Below are 16343 nucleotides of genomic sequence, written 5' to 3'. Positions count from 1 at the left end.
GTAACCTACGCGAGCGATGCCCATCCGCTGGAAGCTCGTCGGCCTCGCCGGCCTGGCCGGGGTCGCCGCCACCGGCGTCGTCGTCGCCCGCCGCCGCCGCGACACCTCAGAGGTCTCGCCCGACGAGCTGCGGGACCGCCTGCACCAGCGCCTGGCGGACGTCGGCTCGCCCAACGGCGCCGTGTCATCCGAGCGACAGGGGGTAGAGGGCTCACCATGATCGACGCTGGACGCCGGGACATCGACCGCGCCATCGCCGGCCTCGCCGCGCGCGTGCCCGCCGAGCTCGAGGTGCTCGCTCGCGTGGCCTACGACTACGCCTGGTCATGGGATCCGGACGGGCCGGACGTCTTCGCCGCCGTCGACTCCGACCGTTGGGTCGCCTGCGCCGGCAACCCGGTGCGGCTCCTGCAGGAGGCGTCGCAGGAGCGCCTGCAGGCCGCGGCCGCCGACGCCGCGCTGCTGGACCGCGCCGCCGCGCTGGACCGCCGCCTCGGCGAGCACCGCGGCGCTCCGCCGTCGCGCGACGGCGGCCCCGTCGCGTACTTCTGCGCCGAGTACGCGATCCACGCGTCGCTGCCGATCTACTCCGGCGGCCTCGGCGCGCTGGCCGGCGACCTCGTCAAGGAGGCGTCGGACCGCGCGCTGCCGTTCGTCGCCGTCGGCCTGCTCTACCGCCAGGGCTACTTCCGCCAGCGCATCGACCTGTCCGGCTGGCAGCGCGAGTACTGGCTGGACACCGACGCCGAGCGCCTGCCGGCCGCGCTGATCCGCGGCGACGACGGCGCGCCGGTCACGATCACCGTCCCGGTCCGCGACGAGGAGATCGTCGCGCAGATCTGGCGGGTCGACGTCGGGCGCGTCCCGATGCTGCTGCTCGACGCCGAGCGGCCCGAGAACTCGGCGTTCGCGCGCTTCACGACCTCGCAGCTGTACGTCGGCTCGCCCGAGATGCGACTCAACCAATATGCCTTGCTCGGCGTCGGCGGGCGGCGCGCGCTGGCGGCGCTCGGCATCGAGCCCGACCTGATCCACCTCAACGAGGGCCACGCCGCGTTCGGCGCGCTCGAGGAGCCGGGCGCGACGGTCGACGAGGTCGCCGAGAGCGCCCGCCGGCGCACGGTCTTCACGACGCACACGCCGGTCCCGGCGGGCAACGACGCCTACCCCGGCGGCGAGGTCGCGCTGTTGTTGGAGCCCTTGATCGAGGCGCGCGGCTTCTCCGACGGCGAGGTGCTCACGCTCGGCCGCACGCATCCCGAGGACGAGCACGAGCCGTTCGGGATCACGCAGCTGGCGATCCGGACGGCGCGGGCGACCAACGCGGTGTCGCGGCGCCACGGCGAGGTCGCGCGCGAGATGTGGCAGGAGCTGTGGCCGGACCGCCCGGTCGACGAGGTGCCGATCACGCACGTCACCAACGGCGTCCACGTCCCGACGTGGATCGGCCGGCCGATGCGCACGCTCCTGGACCAGCACCTGGGCGAGGGCTGGATCGGGCGCGCGGCGGATCCCGCGACGTGGGCGGCGATCGACGACATCCCGGACGCCGACCTGATGGCCGTGCGGCGCGAGCAGCGCTCGGGCCTGGTGGACCTCGTGCGCGAGCGGATCCCACGCGACCGGCTGGTGCGCGGCGAGGAGCGCGGCTTCGTCCAGGCGGCCGAGAGCGCGTTCGGCCCCGACGCGCTGACGATCGGCTTCGCGCGGCGCGTCGCCACCTACAAGCGCCTGGCGCTGATGGTCCACGACGCGCAGCGCGCGATGGACCTGCTGCGCGGCGACCGGCCGGTGCAGCTGGTGATCGCCGGCAAGGCGCACCCCAAGGACGAGCCGGGCAAGGCGCTGATCCAGCAGCTGCTGCACCTGCGCGGGGCGGAGGGCACCGCGGGCCGCGTCGTGTTCCTGGCGGACTACGACCTCGCGTCGGCCGCGAAGCTCGTCGGCGGCTGCGACCTCTGGGTCAACCTGCCGCGCCCGCCGCTGGAGGCGTCGGGGACGTCGGGGATGAAGTCCGTCCTCAACGGCGGCCTGCAGCTGTCGGTGCTCGACGGCTGGTGGGCCGAGGCCTACGACGGCACCAACGGCTGGGCGCTGCCCGGCGAGGTCGACGCCGACCACCAGGCCCAGGACGCCCGCGACGCGGCCACGCTCTACCGCCTGCTCGAGGACGAGGTCGTGCCCGAGTACTACGCGGGCGACGGCGCCTGGGCCCGCCGGGTCAAGGCCTCGCTCAAGACGTTGTCCCCGCAGTTCTCGGCGACGCGCATGTTGCAGGACTACGAACGCAAGATGTACGCCTCGGCGGTCCCTGCGGGCCGCCCGCTCGCGCCCGACGGTCGCTGACGCGCTTCACGTGCGGTCGCACGCTGCCGCTGCGCCAGCGACGTCAGCCACGACCGTGCGGGCCGCAGGATCCGCCGATCAGGCCACTCCTGCTTCCTTGAGCCAGGCCCAGAGCTGGTCCTGGTCGATGACCGCGACGCCGAGCTTGTCGGCCTTGGTCGTCTTGGAGGCGCCGACGTTGGCGCCGGCCAGGAGGTAGTCGGTGTTCTCGGAGACCGAGGAGGTCGCGGTGGCGGCGGCCTGCTCGACCATGCGGGTGACCTCGGGCCGGCTGACCTTGCCGCCCGAGCGCGGGTCGGTGAAGGCGCCGGTGATGACCACCGTCTTGCCCTTCAGGGGCGAGTCGCCGGCGGCGGCGACGTCGACCGGGCGGTCCTCGTCGTGGACGTCGAGGTCGACGCCGTGTGACCGCAGGTCCGTGATCTCCTGCACGACCTCGGGCCGGGCGAAGAACGCGACGACCGACTCGGCGACCTTCGGCCCGATGTCCTTGATCGCGACGAGCTCGTCCACGGTCGCGGCGGCGACGTCCTCCAGCCGCTCGTAGCCGGCGAGCGCGAGGCGCTTGGCCGTGCCGTCGCTGGCCATCGGGATCGCGAGGCCGATCAGCGCCCGGCGCAGGCCCAGGCCCTTGGAGCGCTCGATCGAGTCCACCATGTTGCGCGCGCTGACCTCGCCCATCCGCTCGTAGGCCTGCAATTGCTCGGCGGTGATCTTGTAGAAGTCGGCGCGCGACTTCAGGACGCCGTCCTCGGCCAGCTTCTCGATCCAGACGTCGCCGACGCCCTCCATGTCGGCGGCCGGCCGGCTCGCCCAGTGCATGAGGCGGCGCGTGATCTGGGCCGGGCACTGGAGGTTGGGGCACCAGCGCTCCTCGCCGGTGCCGCGGACCTCGAGCTCGGTGCCGCAGCTCGGGCAGCCCACCGGCGGCTCGATGACCTGCTCGGTGCCGTCGCGGTCCTCGGGGATCGAGCGGCCGGCGAACGGGATGACGTCGCCGCGCCGGACGACCGCGATCGTGTCGCCGATGCGCAGGTCGCGCTCGCGGATCAGCCGCGGGTTGTGCAGCGTGATGTTCTCGACGGTGACGCCGCCGACGAAGACCGGCTCGACGCGGGCGCGGGGCGCGATCCGGCCGATCTTGCCGACCTGCCACTCGACCGCCAGCAGCTTGGTCAGCTTCTCCTCGGGTGGGTACTTGAAGGCGATCGCGCCGCGCGGCTCGGCGCTGTTGTAGCCGGCGGCCTCGAACGCGGCGGGCTCGTGGAGGCGGACGACCGCGCCGTCGATGTCGTAGTCCAGCGTGTCGCGGCGCTCGCCGATCGCGTGGATCGCCGCCATGACCTCGCCGGCGTCGGCGCAGAGCGTCTGGTGGACGAGCTCGATCTTGAGCGCCTCGGGGTCGATCGCGGTCCCGTCGGCCTGCTCGGCGCCGAACGCGAAGAAGCGCAGCAGGCGCCCGGACCGGGCCGCGGCCTCCGGGTCCTTCTGCATCAGCGTCCCGGCCGCGCCGTTGCGCGGGTTGGTCAGCGGCTTGTCGGGATGGGCGTCGTTGTAGGCCTGCCAGGTCGAGCGGGCCATCAGCGCCTCGCCGCGGACCTCGACCCGCCCCTTGCGCCGGATCTTGGCCGGCAGCTCGGGGATGACGTGGCGCGCCTTGTCGGTGACGAGCTCGCCGAGCGTGCCGGTGCCGCGCGTGGCGACGTAGTCGAGCTTGCCGTCCTCGTAGACGATCGACAGGCTCAGGCCGTCGAGCTTCTCCGACACGCGGAAGACCTGGCCCTCGAAGCGCCCGCAGAAGGTCTGGATCGCCTCCTCGGTCGTCGCCTTGGCCAGCGAGAGCATCGGCCGCGCGTGGCGGATCGTCGGGCCGGTGAGCTGCTCGGGCGCGTTGACCTTGTCCAGCGGCGAGTCCGCCGGCTCCAGGTCCGGGTGCTCGGCGACGAGGGCGGTCAGCTCATCCTTGAGCGCGTCGTAGTCCGCGTCCGGGATCGCGCTGTCGCCCGCCCCGTAGTAGTCGTCGTTGAGCTTCCGGACCTCGGCGGTCAGCTCCTCGATGCGGGCAGCGATGGCCTTCGTCGTCACGCCGCCCATGGTGGCATCCGCGACGGTCGTCGCGATGAGTTCCGCCGGGCCTGCCCGTCTGAGCCTCAGCCCCGATCAACGCGACCAGAGGAGCGCATCATGACCGCGACCTACACCTTCGACATCTTCTCGAGCCTCGACGGCTTCGGCTCGGTCGACGGCGGCGACTGGGGCAAGCAGGGCCCCGACCTGCTCGACCACCGCCTCGCCTCGTTCGACGCGGAGCGGCGGATGGTCTTCGGGCCAACACCATCCGGCAGTTCGTGGAGATGCTGGCCTCGAGCACCGAGGGACGTGCGCGACCCGTGGGTCACGCGGATGCGGAACATGCCGGCGACGGTCGTGTCGACCACGCTAGAAGGCCCGCTCGACTGGCCGGACGCGACCGTCGTGAGCGGTGACGGCGTCGACGTCGTCGCCCGGCTCGTCCACCGGCCCAGCCTGCACGGCTGACTCAGCGGGCGTCGGCGAGGCGGACCAGGCCGCCGATCACGCCGACGTTCAGCGACGCGTCTGGCGCCACCGCGATCCCGGCGTACTTGTTCTGCACGATCAGCGAGCGCCCCGAGCCGATGAGCCAGTTCTCGGTCGCGCCGGCGCCCTTGGCGAAGACCGGGACCGCGCAGACCGTGCGCTTGCCCATCGGCTTGATCGCGGTCCGGTAGACCACCACGTTCATCGGGTCGGCGTTGTCGGCGATCGCGACGTAGCCGCCGGACACGATCGTCGGCGTGGTGCCGGAGACGGCGTCGACCTGGCTGGACTCGTGGATCCCGGAGTTCTCGTAGGCGACCGGCCAGTCGACGCGCGGCTTGCCGTTCTTGTAGGAGAACCAGTACATGCGCCGGTCGGAGACGATGTAGACCGCGTCGCGGTCCACGGCGAAGGAGTTCTCGATCTGCTTCCCGGTGCGCAGCACGCCGATGTGCTTGGTCTTGGGATCCAGGACGCCGACCTTGCCGCCCTGCTTGGACACGAACCAGATGCGGCCGGTCGCCGCGGCGCCGGTGGCCTGGGGGAGTGTGGTGAGGTCCGGGATCGGCGCGGCGCCGGCGGAGGCGGCGAGCGACATCACGGCCACGGCAGCGGCGAGCGGCAGGAGGGAACCGCGGTGCCGGCGCGCGCTAGCCCTGCTCGCGCCGCCGCCGCAGCTCGGTGTCGAGGTCGATCGCGCGGATGTCGTGCTCGCCCGGCAGGCGCTCGAGCAGCGCGCGGAGGTGCGCGCGGTCGTCCTCCTGCGTGCGCTGGGAGTCCTCGAGCAGCCCGTGCAGGGCGCCGTAGGTGACCTTCATCGCGGCCGCGTCGAGGTCGAGCGGGGTCGTCTCCTCGGCGGGCAGGGCGGCGAGGACCTCGTCGACCAGGGCGACGATCGCCTGCTCGTCGTGGCCGAAGTCGCCGCGGTAGACGTCGAGCGCGGTGCGGAGCACCGAGCGCTCGTCGTCGTGGACGATCAGGGGGAACGTCGGCTGGCTCATAAGGGGACGCTACGGCACCGTCCCGTCCGATCGCTAGACTGGGGACTCAAGGTCGAGCACCCTGCTCGGCATCTATGTGTTCCGCGTTTCCGCAGTCGTCGCTCTCAGCGCCTCCGCGTACCGCCGCACACCAACACCGGAGGACAGCGCAAAATGGCTACAGGAACCGTGAAGTGGTTCAACGACGACAAGGGCTTCGGCTTCATCACGCCCGATGACTCGGGCAAGGATCTCTTCGTCCACCACAGCGCGATCCAGGGCAGCGGCTTCAAGTCGCTCGCCGAGGGCGCCAAGGTGAGCTACGAGGCCGAGCAGGGCCCCAAGGGCCCGTCGGCTGCCAACGTCCAGGTCATCTAGAACCACCGGACTCGCAGGACCAGGGGCCCGCGCGAGCGGGCCCTCAGTCGTTTGCGCGCACGGCGCGCGTGAAGACACTCAGGAGACATTCGAGAACCAGCAACCGAAGGACGGACCACTATGGCCTCCAGCGGCAAGAAGAAGACCACCATGGCGAAGCTCAGCCGTGAGAACCGCCAGCGCGAGAAGCGTGCGGAGAAGGCGGCCCGCGCCGCCGTCCGCAAGCGCGAAGGCGTCAACGGCATCCTCGCCGACGAGGCGCAGCCCGACGACGAGGCCGGCACCGAAGAGGCCTGGCAGCTCACGCGCGGCCTCGCGCAGCTCGACGGCTAGCGCCGTCGCCGCCGTTCCTCACCTGCGCGTCTTCCCGGCGCGCAGCATCTCCAGCGTCTAGGACGACCCGCCGCGTGCGGGTCTCCTCGCGCTTGGCCTCCGGCGCCACCTCGACCTCGCGCGGTTCCTACCGGAACGTGAGCGTGGCGTTGTCGAAGCTGATGGTGTCGGAGGGCAGCGGCCGATCGTCGGCGTCGACGAGGCGCATCAGGATCTGGACCGGCCCGCCGCCCTGGAAGTGCTTCGTGACGTCCACGAAGAAGTCAAACGGCGCGCGGTGGTGGGCCGGACGCAGGGCTCGGCCGGTCTGCTGGTCGGGGTCGCAATGGCCCTCGCCGCCCGGGCACCGGCCGTGGCCGAGGATCGTGTGCTCGGCCAGGGCGACGTCGTCCTCGGACAGGACGACCGTGGTCGTCAGCTCCGGGTACGTGACGCCGTGGAAGTTCACGCGCACGCGGTCGAAGCGCGCGGGCGGGGCCGGGAACGACAGCAGGCGGCCGCCGTCGCCGGCGGCGGCCTCGTCGGGCACGACGAGCTGGCGCTCGATCGCATACGTGTAGCCCAGCGCGCGCGTGTCGAAGAACGCGGCGGCGCGGATGTCGGTGAACCGGAACGGCAGGCACTCGAAGTTGCGGACCGCGAGCGGGATCGACGCCTGGTCGCCGGCGTTGGTCTGCCAGTCCCAGAACTGGCGGTCGACGTTGCAGTGGTGGCACCAGAAGATGGGGTCGAACGACGACCGCAGGCTGAGCATGAAGCCGCGCGCCCAGCGGTGCACGCCGTTGTGGGCCTGCTCGAGGTCGCCGGTGAAGTCGAAGAACGCCGGCTCGCCCAGCGCGCGCTCGACGGTCTCGCGCAGGTCGCGCAGCTCCTGGATCGGGCGCGGGTCCCGCCACGTCGCGTCGTAGGGCGGATCGGTGTCGCTGATCGGGTACGGCAGAAGGTAGGGCTGGCTCAGCAGCGGGTTGGGCCGCTCGGTCCCGGCGTCGTCGTAGGTCTCGGCGGTGAACGCGTCGGGGATCCCGGCGACCTCCGGGTCGTCCCACTTCCAGTACGGCAGCCGCCACTCGTCGGCGGTCGCCTGGTCGGCGACCTTGGCGATCTGGGCGCGGAGCTTGAGCTCGAAGTCCAGGAGGTAGGGCCGGTGCCAGGTGACGAAGTTCGCGCTGCTGTGCTGGCAGTACGGCGTGTTGCCGAACCCACCGTGGACGCCGGCCATGTACTGGTAGCCGCGCTCGTCCATCAGCGACTGCTCCGAGAGCGCCTGCATGCCCTCGATGCCCTTGCGCAAGAGGTGGAGCTTGGGCGAGTCCGGAGCCCAGCTCCGGATGTCCTCGCGCGAGACGACCGACGACGCTGCCATGGGAAAGCCGTCCTCTCGGTTGGTGCCGCGACGCTCGAAGCCACGGCTGTGTGCCGATCCTACTCCCGCGGGTCAAGGACGTTCACCGGCTCGGATGCCTACCATCTAGCGGTCAGCTCCCTCAACGTCGCAAGGCAATCACCTTGATCAGCACCAACCAGCTCAAGAACGGCAACCACATCGAAGTCGACGGCACGATCTTCAAGGTCGTCGAGTTCCAGCACGTCAAGCCCGGGAAGGGGCCGGCGTTCGTGCGGACGAAGCTGCGCCGGGTGAGCGACGGCAACATCATCGACAAGACGTTCCGCGCCGGCGAGAAGTTCCGCGCGATCCGGACCGAGGCGCGCAAGATGCAGTACCTGTACTCCGACGAGTCCGACGCGCACTTCATGGACACCGAGTCCTACGAGCAGATGGCGGTCCCGGCGTCCGGCCTGGCCGACACGCTGCGCTGGACCAAGCCGTCCGACGAGGTCGACGTGGTGTTCATGGACGGCACGCCGTCCTCGATCCAGCTTCCGGCCTCGGTCGAGCTCGAGGTCACCGAGACCGAGCCGGGCCTGCGCGGCGACACGGCCTCCGGCGGCGGCAACAAGCCCGCGACCGTCGAGACCGGCGCCGTGATCCAGGTCCCGCTGTTCGTCAACATCGGCGACCGCGTCAAGATCCAGACGGAGTCCGGCGAGTACATGTCGCGGGCCTGATGTCCCGCCGTTCCGATCAGCGCCGCGCCGCGGCGTTCGCCCTCTACCAGCACGACGTCACGGGCCGTGAGCTCGACGACGTGTTCGACAACAACGCGTCGACCTTCACGCGTGCGCTGGCGTACGCGTCGTCGGACTACGCCGCCGACCTCGACGGCGTGATCGAGCGCCATGCCAAGGGCTGGACCATCGACCGCATCGCGCCGTTGGAGAAGGCGATCATGCGCGTCGCGCTGCTGGAGATGATCCACCCCGACGCGGTCCCGGCCGACACGCCGATCCCGGCCGAGGGCGCGATCGACGAGGCGATCGAGACCACCAAGGAGTTCTGCGGCGCCGACGCGCCGAAGTTCGTGAACGGGATCCTGGCCGCGGCGCTGCGCGAGCGGCGCGCCGCCGCCGCCGAGACCCCGGCGGACGGCTGAACGACGACCGGCCGCCGACCGCGTTACGGTCGGCGCGACCGTCGCGGGCGGCCGCGACGTGGACGGCGACGGGCGCCCGGACGTCGTCGTCACCGACCAGCCCGCCGGCCGAGGTGTACGTGATCTCCGGCGCCGCACTGCACGGCGGCCAGGAGCTGCACGCCGACGCGCTCGGCGGCGCCGGCTACCGCTACGCCGGCACGCCGCTCGGGCACGTGTCGCTGGCTAGCCCCACCGCCGCGCCGCCCGCCCGCGAGGACCCCAAGACCTCCGTCGACCTCGCCGACCTCGGCCACGACGACCCGCCGCCGGCCAAGCCCGCGGAGAAGACCACCACCATCGACCTCGCCGATCTCGACGGCGGCTGACGCCCCGGCCGCCGCCCGCTGCGGCACAATGACCGGCGTGAGCACCACCGACGACGCCGCATCCCAGCTCGACGTGCTGGTCACGCGCCTGGAGCGCGCCGCCGAGCAGCTGCGCTCGGGCGACGTGTCCCCGGACGCCGCCGCGACCCTGGTCGAGGACGCCGCGTCGCTCGCCTCGCAGGCCTCGGCGGAGCTCGACCGGCTCTCGCGCGCCGCAGCCGCCGAGCCGCATCCCGGTCAGGACCCGCTGCTCTGAGCGTTCAGGCCGTGGTCTACCCGGACCACCTCCGCGCGCAGGTCGACGTCTACCTCGAAGCTCTGCGCTTCCCCAGCCGCGCACCGCGCACCGACGGCCTCGAGGACGCCATGCGCTACAGCCTCCTGGCCGGCGGCAAGCGCATCCGGCCGGTCCTCGCGCTGGCCACCGCCTCCGCGGTCCAGGTGGATCCGCAGAGCGTCTTGCCGCTCGCCGCGGCGCTGGAGCTGATCCACACCTACAGCCTGATCCACGACGACCTCCCGGCGATGGACGACGACGACCTGCGCCGCGGCCGTCCGACCTGCCACGTCAAGTTCGGCGAGGACGTCGCGATCCTGGCCGGCGACGCGCTCTACGCCGAGGCGTTCCGCCACCTGCTCAGCGCTCAGCCCGGCGAGCCGGCCCGCGTCCTGTCCGCCGCGCGCGAGCTGGCCGCCGCGACCGGCGTCGACGGCATGGTTGGCGGCCAGTACCTGGACGTGGCCGGCGCGGCCGAGACCCCGGCCGACCTCCGCCGCCTGCACGAGCTGAAGACCGGCCGCCTGATCGGCGCGTCGGTCGTCTGCGTCCTGCTGCTCGCCGGCGTCCGCGACGACGCCGACGAGACCCTCGGCTGGCGGCGCTTCGCGGGCGAGCTGGGCGTCCTGTTCCAGATCGTCGACGACATCCTCGACGTCATCGGCACCGACGAGGGACTGGGCAAGCCGCAGGGCAGCGACGAGCGCCACGGCAAGACCACCTACGTCACCGAGTTCGGACTCGAGGGCGCCAGGAAGCTCGCAGCCGACTCCCATGCGGCCGCCAGGGCTACCCTTTCCAGTTCCGCTCCGCACGGCGCGCCCGAGCTGGAGCAGATCACCGACTTCATCTTCACCCGGACTTCATGAGCCAACCTCCCGAACGCCTCCTCGACCGCATCGACCGGCCCCAGGACCTCCACGGCCTGTCGGAGGATCAGCTGGTGCAGGTCGCGCAGGAGGTTCGCGAGCACATCATCGACACGGTCGGGGAGATCGGCGGCCACTTCGGCGCCAACCTCGGCATGTGCGAGGTCGCGGTGGCCCTGCACTCCGTGCTCGACTCGCCCAAGGACAAGATCCTGTGGGACGTCGGCCACCAGGCCTACCCGCACAAGATCCTCACGGGCCGCCGCGACGAGCTCTCGACGATCCGCCAGTACGAGGGGCTCGCGCCGTTCTGCGCGATCCAGGAGTCCGAGCACGACATCATGGGCGCGGGCCACGCCTCGACCTCGATCGGCTATGCCGTCGGGATCAAGGAGGGCATGAAGCTCGCGGGCGACGTCGACGCCGGCAGGGTCGTGGCGGTGATCGGCGACGGCGCCATGACCGGCGGCGTCGCGTTCGAGGCGATCCACCAGGCCGGCGGCCTGGGCACGCCGATCGTCGTCGTCCTCAACGACAACGGGATGTCGATCGCGCCGAACGTCGGCGCGCTGTCGCGCTACTTCAACCGCGTCCGCCTCAACCCGAAGCTGTGGCACGCCCGCGAGGGCGTCGAGGAGAAGCTGACGACGCTGCCCGGCGGCATCGGCGCGGCGTTCGACCGCCTCGGCCCGCAGCTGAAGGAGTCCATCAAGTCGTTCTGGGCGCCGGGGCTCTTCTGGGAGGAGCTCGATTGGGCCTACATGGGCGTCATCGACGGCCACGACGTGCGCGCCATGCGCCGCGCGCTGAAGGCCGCGCTGGAGGCCGGCCGGCCGGTCGTCGTCCACACCGCGACCGTCAAGGGCAAGGGCTTCACGGCGGCCGAGGACGGCGGCCTGGAGGGCATGGAGAAGTGGCATGCCGCCAAGCCCAACTCGATCACCAACCGCGCGCCGACGATCGTCGTCAAGCCGTCGCCCGAGAAGATCGCCGCCGCCAAGCCCGTCGTCCCGCAGTACACGCAGGTCTTCGGCGAGGCGCTGATCGACGAGGTCCGCCGCGACCGCCGCGTCGTCGGCATCACAGCGGCGATGAACTCCGGCACCGGGCTCAACCTCCTGCAGAAGGCCGAGCCCGAGCACTACTTCGACGTCGGCATCGCCGAGCAGCAGGCCGTGCTGTTCGCGTCCGGCCTCGCGCTGGAGGGCGCCAAGCCCGTCTGCGCGATCTACTCCACCTTCCTGCAGCGCGCGTTCGACCAGATCGTCCACGACGTCTGCCTGCAGGAGCTCGACGTCACGTTCGCGATGGACCGCGCCGGCCTGGTCGGCGACGACGGCCCGACGCACCACGGCGTCTTCGACATCGCCTACCTGCGCCCGCTGCCGAACATCACGCTCGCCGCCCCGCGCGACGAGGCGCAGCTCAAGCACCTGCTGCGCACGGCGCTGACCCAGGGCGGGCCCTTCGGCCTGCGCTACCCGCGCGGCGAAGGCGTAGGGGTCGCCCTGCCCGACGCGCGCGAGGTCCACGCGATCCCGGTCGGCAAGGGCGAGGTCCTGCGCGAGGGCGCGAGGGTCGCGCTGATCGGCTACGGCTCGGGCGTCGGCAAGGCGCTCGAAGCCGCCGACCTGCTGGCCGAGCAGGACGACCTCGACGTCACCGTCGTCGACGCGCGCTTCGCCAAGCCACTGGACATCGAGCTGCTGCGGACCCTGGCCGCCGACCACGAGCTGCTCGTCACCGTGGAGGAGGGCGTCCTGACCGGCGGCTTCGGCTCCGGCGTGTGGGAGGCGCTCAATGATTCGGTCCCACCCACCCGCACGGTGCCGCGGATGCTGCGCGTCGGCTTGCCCGACCGCTACGTCACGCACGGCAAGCCCGCGCTGCTGCACGCCGAGGTCGGCTTCACGGGCCGCGACGTCGCCCGCCGTGTCGAGGCCGCGCTGTTCGCGGGCCGCGGCGAAGTGCTGTCCGAGGCCTAGGCCTTGGCCGGCGACGACGACCTCGCCGCCGTGCATCCGCAGGTGCGGGCGCTGCTGCGCGCGATGGGCGACATCTCCGATCCCGGCACGCTGGAGCCGACCCCGGCGGATCTGGCCGCCGAGCGCGCGGCCTACCTGGACTCCACGATCCGGTTGGGCGGCGCGGCCGAGCCCGTCGCCTCCGCGGTCGACGTCGTCATCCCGACCGACGACGGCGCGCGGCTGCCCGCGCGCCTCTACACGCCGCTGCACGCGCCGGACGCGCGCGAGCTGGTGGTCTGGCTGCACGGCGGCGGCTGGTATGTCGGCGACATCCCGACGTTCGACCGCGTCGGCCGGTCGCTGGCCAACGCGTCCGGGGCCAAGGTGCTGCTGCCCGAGTACCGCCTGGCGCCCGAGCACCACTGGCCGGTGCAGGTCGGCGACGCCGACGCGATCGTGCGCTGGGCGCGCGCGGCCGGCGCCGAGCAGCTCGCGGTCGACGCTGCGGCGGTCACGCTGGGCGGCGACAGCGCCGGCGGCCAGCTCGCGCTCGTCGCCGCGCGCCACGCCCGGATCGACGGGCTCCCGGCGCTGCGCGAGCTGCTGCTGGTCTACCCGTGCCTGGATCCCACGGTCGCCAGCGACGCGATGCGCGAGTTCGAGCACGGCCCGATGCTGACCAAGGCCGACATCCAGCGCTGCTGGGGCTTCTACCGCGGCGACGGCGCCGACGACGACCCGGACCTCGCGCCGCTGGTCGCGACCGACTGGGACGGCGTGCCGCCGACCCGGATCGCGGTCGCCGGCCAGGACCCGCTGCGCGACGACGGCCTGCGCCTCGCGACCCTGCTGGGGGACGCCGGCATCGACGTCCAGCAGCGCGTCTTCGAGGACATGGTCCACGGGTTCCTGCGCTGGGGCGGGGTCGTGGACGCCACCGGCGAGCTGATCGGCTGGCTGGGCGACGGCGCCCGCGACGCCGACGGCGTCCGCAGCCAGCGCTAGGCGCCGGCCGCGTGCGCGTCCGCCCAGGCGACCGCGTCCGCGTAGGCCATCAGGAAGATCCGCGGGTCGGTCGCCGGCAGCTCGGCGCGCTCGCAGGCGATCGCGTTGGCCAGCGCCTCGCCCTTGACGCCTGAGCGCTCGACCAGTGCCGCGATCACGTCTTCGGCCAGCGGCAGCTCGCCGACGACCTCGGCCAACGGGGCGTTGGCCAGCGCGTCGCACACCGACAGCATGCCGACCGAGAACCACGCTTCGGGGTCGCCGGCGCCCTTGATGCTCGCGACGGTCTCCAGCGTCCGGGCCCGCGCCAGCGCGGTCGCCAGCAGCGGGCCGCGCTGCTCGCCGATCCCGGCCAGCAGCAGCACGAGGGCCCACTGGCGCACGGTGCGCGGCCCGAGCAGCATCACGCCCTGGCGAATCGACGAGATCCGGTTGGGCAGCGACACCGCCGCCGAGTTGAGCTGCTGCAGCAGCCGCAGGCTCAGGTGCGGGTCGACCCGGACGGCCTGCTCGATCGCCTCGACGCCGGCGTCGGGCTGGGTCAACCCGGCGGCCGCGCGCAGGCGCGCGATCGACGCGGCGCGGATCTCGGTGCCGGCCAGCTCCATCGGCTTGCAGAAGAAGTACCCCTGGAACAGCGTTGCGCCCGCCGCGGCCGACCAGTCGTACTCCTCCTGATCCTCGACCTTCTCGGCCACGACGGTCAGCCCGCGGTCGGCGAGCGATCGGATGAGCTTGCTCGCCTCGCGCCGGGAGCTTGCGCGCAGGTCGACCTTGACGATGTCGGCGACGTCGAGCAGCGGGCGGTTGGCCGTGGTCGGCGCGAAGTCGTCGAGCGCGATCCGGAAGCCCTGGGCGCGCAGCGCGCGCAGGCGGTCCATCAGCGGCGGGGACGGCGTGGCGTCTTCCAGCAGCTCCAGGACCGTCGTGTCCGGCGTCAGCGGCAGCGGGTCGACCTCGCGCAGGAAGCGTTCGGTGACGTTGAGGAACGCGCTCGTGCCGCCGACGGCGTGGCTGAGGCCGACCTCGGCGAACGCGCCGACCAGCACCTGGCAGGTCGCGTGCTCGGCGTCCGGGATCTGGCCGTCGGCGTCGCGCGGACCGCGGTAGAGCAGCTCGTAGCCAGCGAGGCGTCCGCCGCGCGCGACGATCGCCTGACGGGCGAACAGGACGCGCGGGGCCTCGGCCGGCGCCGCGACGCCGACACTCACGTCAGCCCCGCCGCCGTTCCATCGGCCCACGTGAGGGCCTCGACGTGGAGGACCGCCAGCTCGCCGGCGTCCAGGCCCGGCAGCGCCGCGTCGTCCCAGGCGCCGCGCTCGCAGGCCTCGGCCATCGTCAGCGTGCGGCCCTTGCCGCCCGCCCGGTCGACGAGCGCGGCGACGACGTCCTCCGACAGCGGGAGGTCGCGGATCGCCTCGTCCATCGGGAGGTCGAGCAGCGCGTCGACGACCGAGAGCATGCCGGTGAAGAAGTAGGCGGACGCGTCGTCGGCGCCGAGGCGCCGGGCGATCGCCTCGCACGTGCGGCCCCGGCTGAGCGCCGTGATCAGCAGCGGTCCGCGCTGCTCGTCGATGCCCGACAGCAGGAGCAGCATCGCCCACTGGCGCACCGTGCGCGGGCCGAGCAGGACGATCGCCTGACGGACCGACTTGATCTGGTGGCGCAGGCTGAACGCCGCGCTGTTGACGAAGCGGAGCAGCCGCAGGCTCAGGCCCGGGTCCAGCGCGATCGCCTTCTCGAGCTCGTCGACGTCGCCCTCGTCGCCCGCGCTGATCCCGGCGGCCAGGCGCAGCGCGCCGATCGACGCGGTGGGGACGCTGTGGCCGATGATCTCGCGCGGCCTGCAGACGAAGTCGCCCTGGAAGAGCTCGAAGCCCGCGTCCGCGCAACGATCGTGATCGCTGTGGGCCTCGACGCCATTGGCGATCGGCCGGATGCCGCGAGCGCGCAGGCGCGCGACGAGGACCGCGAGGCCGGCGGCGCCGACGCCGCGCGCCTCGACCTTGGCGAGCGTGGCGAAGTCCAGCAGCGGGTCAGCGCCGGGCTGTCCGGCGTAGCCGTCGAGCGCGAGCATGTAGCCGTGCTGGCGCAGGCGGCTCAAGCGGTCCAGCAGCGGGCCGTCGGGGACGCGGTCGGCCGCGATCTCCAGGACGACGCCCTCGGGCCCGAACGGGAGCGGGTCCATGGCGAGCAGGAACTCGGTGGTGACGTTGATGAACGCGGGCGCGCCGCCGGTGGCCTGGCGCAGGCCGAGGTCGGAGAGCGCGCTGGCGGCGACCCGCGACGTGGCCGCGTGCGGCGACTCGCTGCCGGTGTCCCCGCGGTACAGGAGCTCGTAGCCGGCGAGGCGGCTGTCGGCGTCCAGGATCGGCTGGCGCGCGAAGAGGACCTCGGCGTCGGCGAAGCTGGGGGCAGGGGGCGCGGTGGCCGCCAAGGCGACGTGCTCGGCCATCGCTTGGTTCGTCGGCCGGGGCGGTGTGGATCTGGAGCGTTCCCCGCTCGGGATCGAAAGGGCGTCCGCTTCTGGTCCGACCCGCTCAACCGCTTAAAGAGAAACGGCCCACCGGAGAGGTGGGCCGTTTCAGGGGAGGAGAGATACTGCTATGTGTCGTATGTGGGTCCGGCTCCGAAGAGCCGGCGAGCGATGAGAGAAGTCTTGGGTCCTGCGTGGCGCTCTCGCTGGCCGCCGTCTCGTTCGCTCTGCAACCACTATGCCCCTTGTCGGGGCGAAGCACTGTGACAGGGGACACAGTGGTCGCCTGAGCG

The 16343-nt window shown here is 72.5% G+C and carries 17 protein-coding genes and 2 pseudogenes; 13 read left to right on the top strand and 6 right to left on the bottom strand.

The window, feature by feature from the left end; all coding sequences use genetic code 11:
- Positions 1–16 precede the first annotated feature (16 nt).
- Together DSM104299_RS15570 and glgP are read left to right on the top strand one after the other, a co-directional pair.
- Positions 17–220 (top strand): hypothetical protein, encoded by a 204-nt coding sequence (locus DSM104299_RS15570; protein WP_272472549.1) that lies wholly within the window; start codon positions 17–19, stop codon positions 218–220.
- On the top strand, positions 217–2346 hold the full coding sequence (glgP, locus tag DSM104299_RS15565; protein WP_272472548.1) for an alpha-glucan family phosphorylase: 2130 nt from the start codon (positions 217–219) through the stop codon (positions 2344–2346). Before DSM104299_RS15570 ends, glgP begins: the two co-directional genes overlap by 4 nt.
- A 78-nt stretch (positions 2347–2424) precedes the next feature.
- Here the strand turns inward: glgP and ligA are convergent, their stop codons facing one another.
- On the bottom strand, positions 2425–4440 hold the full coding sequence (gene ligA, locus DSM104299_RS15560; protein WP_349294462.1) for an NAD-dependent DNA ligase LigA: 2016 nt from the start codon (positions 4438–4440) through the stop codon (positions 2425–2427).
- Positions 4441–4530: 90 nt separating this feature from the next.
- Between ligA and DSM104299_RS15555 the strand changes: the two are divergent.
- Positions 4531–4857 (top strand): annotated as a pseudogene (locus tag DSM104299_RS15555) (dihydrofolate reductase family protein); the annotation flags it as partial.
- 28 nt (positions 4858–4885) lie between these two features.
- Here the strand turns inward: DSM104299_RS15555 and DSM104299_RS15550 are convergent.
- Together DSM104299_RS15550 and DSM104299_RS15545 are read right to left on the bottom strand one after the other, a co-directional pair.
- Positions 4886–5503: a hypothetical protein gene (locus tag DSM104299_RS15550; protein ID WP_272472545.1), complete on the bottom strand. Its 618-nt coding sequence runs from the start codon at positions 5501–5503 to the stop codon at positions 4886–4888.
- Between the two features lie 52 nt (positions 5504–5555).
- On the bottom strand, positions 5556–5906 hold the full coding sequence (locus DSM104299_RS15545) for a hypothetical protein (RefSeq protein ID WP_272472544.1): 351 nt from the start codon (positions 5904–5906) through the stop codon (positions 5556–5558).
- 153 nt (positions 5907–6059) lie between these two features.
- Between DSM104299_RS15545 and DSM104299_RS15540 the strand changes: the two genes are divergently transcribed.
- Both DSM104299_RS15540 and DSM104299_RS15535 read left to right on the top strand, forming a co-directional pair.
- Entirely contained in the window at positions 6060–6263 is a 204-nt protein-coding gene (locus tag DSM104299_RS15540; RefSeq protein ID WP_028072862.1) for a cold-shock protein, read from the top strand.
- A gap of 120 nt (positions 6264–6383) precedes the next feature.
- Positions 6384–6596, top strand: a complete 213-nt coding sequence (locus DSM104299_RS15535; RefSeq protein WP_272472543.1) for a hypothetical protein — start codon at positions 6384–6386, stop codon at positions 6594–6596.
- 127 nt (positions 6597–6723) lie between these two features.
- Here DSM104299_RS15535 and DSM104299_RS15530 read toward each other — a convergent pair whose 3' ends face one another.
- Positions 6724–7959, bottom strand: coding sequence for a tyrosinase family protein (locus DSM104299_RS15530; RefSeq protein WP_272472542.1), 1236 nt, complete (start codon positions 7957–7959; stop codon positions 6724–6726).
- 143 nt (positions 7960–8102) lie between these two features.
- Here DSM104299_RS15530 and efp point away from each other — a divergent pair, with 143 nt between their 5' ends.
- The 8 genes and pseudogenes from efp (at position 8103) to DSM104299_RS15495 (ending at position 13574) form a co-directional block, all read left to right on the top strand.
- Positions 8103–8663 carry an elongation factor P gene (efp, locus tag DSM104299_RS15525; RefSeq protein ID WP_272472541.1) on the top strand — a complete coding sequence of 187 codons (561 nt, stop codon included), beginning with the start codon at positions 8103–8105 and terminating at the stop codon, positions 8661–8663.
- Positions 8663–9088, top strand: a complete 426-nt coding sequence (locus tag DSM104299_RS15520) for a transcription antitermination protein NusB (RefSeq protein WP_272472540.1) — start codon at positions 8663–8665, stop codon at positions 9086–9088. Before efp ends, DSM104299_RS15520 begins: the two co-directional genes overlap by 1 nt.
- A 34-nt stretch (positions 9089–9122) precedes the next feature.
- Positions 9123–9179: pseudogene (locus DSM104299_RS29565) on the top strand (hypothetical protein); the annotation flags it as partial.
- A 28-nt stretch (positions 9180–9207) separates the two neighbouring features.
- Positions 9208–9456 carry a hypothetical protein gene (locus DSM104299_RS15515; protein ID WP_272472539.1) on the top strand — a complete coding sequence of 83 codons (249 nt, stop codon included), beginning with the start codon at positions 9208–9210 and terminating at the stop codon, positions 9454–9456.
- Between the two features lie 37 nt (positions 9457–9493).
- The gene (locus DSM104299_RS15510) at positions 9494–9712 is read left to right on the top strand and encodes a hypothetical protein (RefSeq protein WP_272472538.1); all 219 of its coding nucleotides are present in this window, start codon (positions 9494–9496) and stop codon (positions 9710–9712) included.
- 11 nt (positions 9713–9723) lie between these two features.
- Complete coding sequence (locus tag DSM104299_RS15505) at positions 9724–10602, top strand: polyprenyl synthetase family protein (protein ID WP_272472537.1); 879 nt, start codon at positions 9724–9726, stop codon at positions 10600–10602.
- On the top strand, positions 10599–12587 hold the full coding sequence (gene dxs, locus DSM104299_RS15500) for a 1-deoxy-D-xylulose-5-phosphate synthase (protein WP_272472536.1): 1989 nt from the start codon (positions 10599–10601) through the stop codon (positions 12585–12587). The genes DSM104299_RS15505 and dxs overlap by 4 nt, the downstream gene beginning before the upstream one ends.
- Before the next feature lie 3 nt (positions 12588–12590).
- Complete coding sequence (locus tag DSM104299_RS15495) at positions 12591–13574, top strand: alpha/beta hydrolase (RefSeq protein ID WP_272472535.1); 984 nt, start codon at positions 12591–12593, stop codon at positions 13572–13574.
- Here DSM104299_RS15495 and DSM104299_RS15490 read toward each other — a convergent pair.
- Positions 13571–14785, bottom strand: coding sequence for an EAL and HDOD domain-containing protein (locus tag DSM104299_RS15490; RefSeq protein ID WP_272472534.1), 1215 nt, complete (start codon positions 14783–14785; stop codon positions 13571–13573). The two genes, DSM104299_RS15495 and DSM104299_RS15490, sit on opposite strands and share 4 nt — an antisense overlap.
- Complete coding sequence (locus DSM104299_RS15485) at positions 14782–16029, bottom strand: EAL and HDOD domain-containing protein (protein ID WP_272472533.1); 1248 nt, start codon at positions 16027–16029, stop codon at positions 14782–14784. The genes DSM104299_RS15490 and DSM104299_RS15485 overlap by 4 nt, the downstream gene beginning before the upstream one ends.
- Positions 16030–16343: the final 314 nt, after the last annotated feature.

The organism is Baekduia alba (assembly GCF_028416635.1).
Lineage (GTDB): Bacteria > Actinomycetota > Thermoleophilia > Solirubrobacterales > Solirubrobacteraceae > Baekduia > Baekduia alba.
This window is presented reverse-complemented; position numbering and strand designations above follow the sequence as displayed.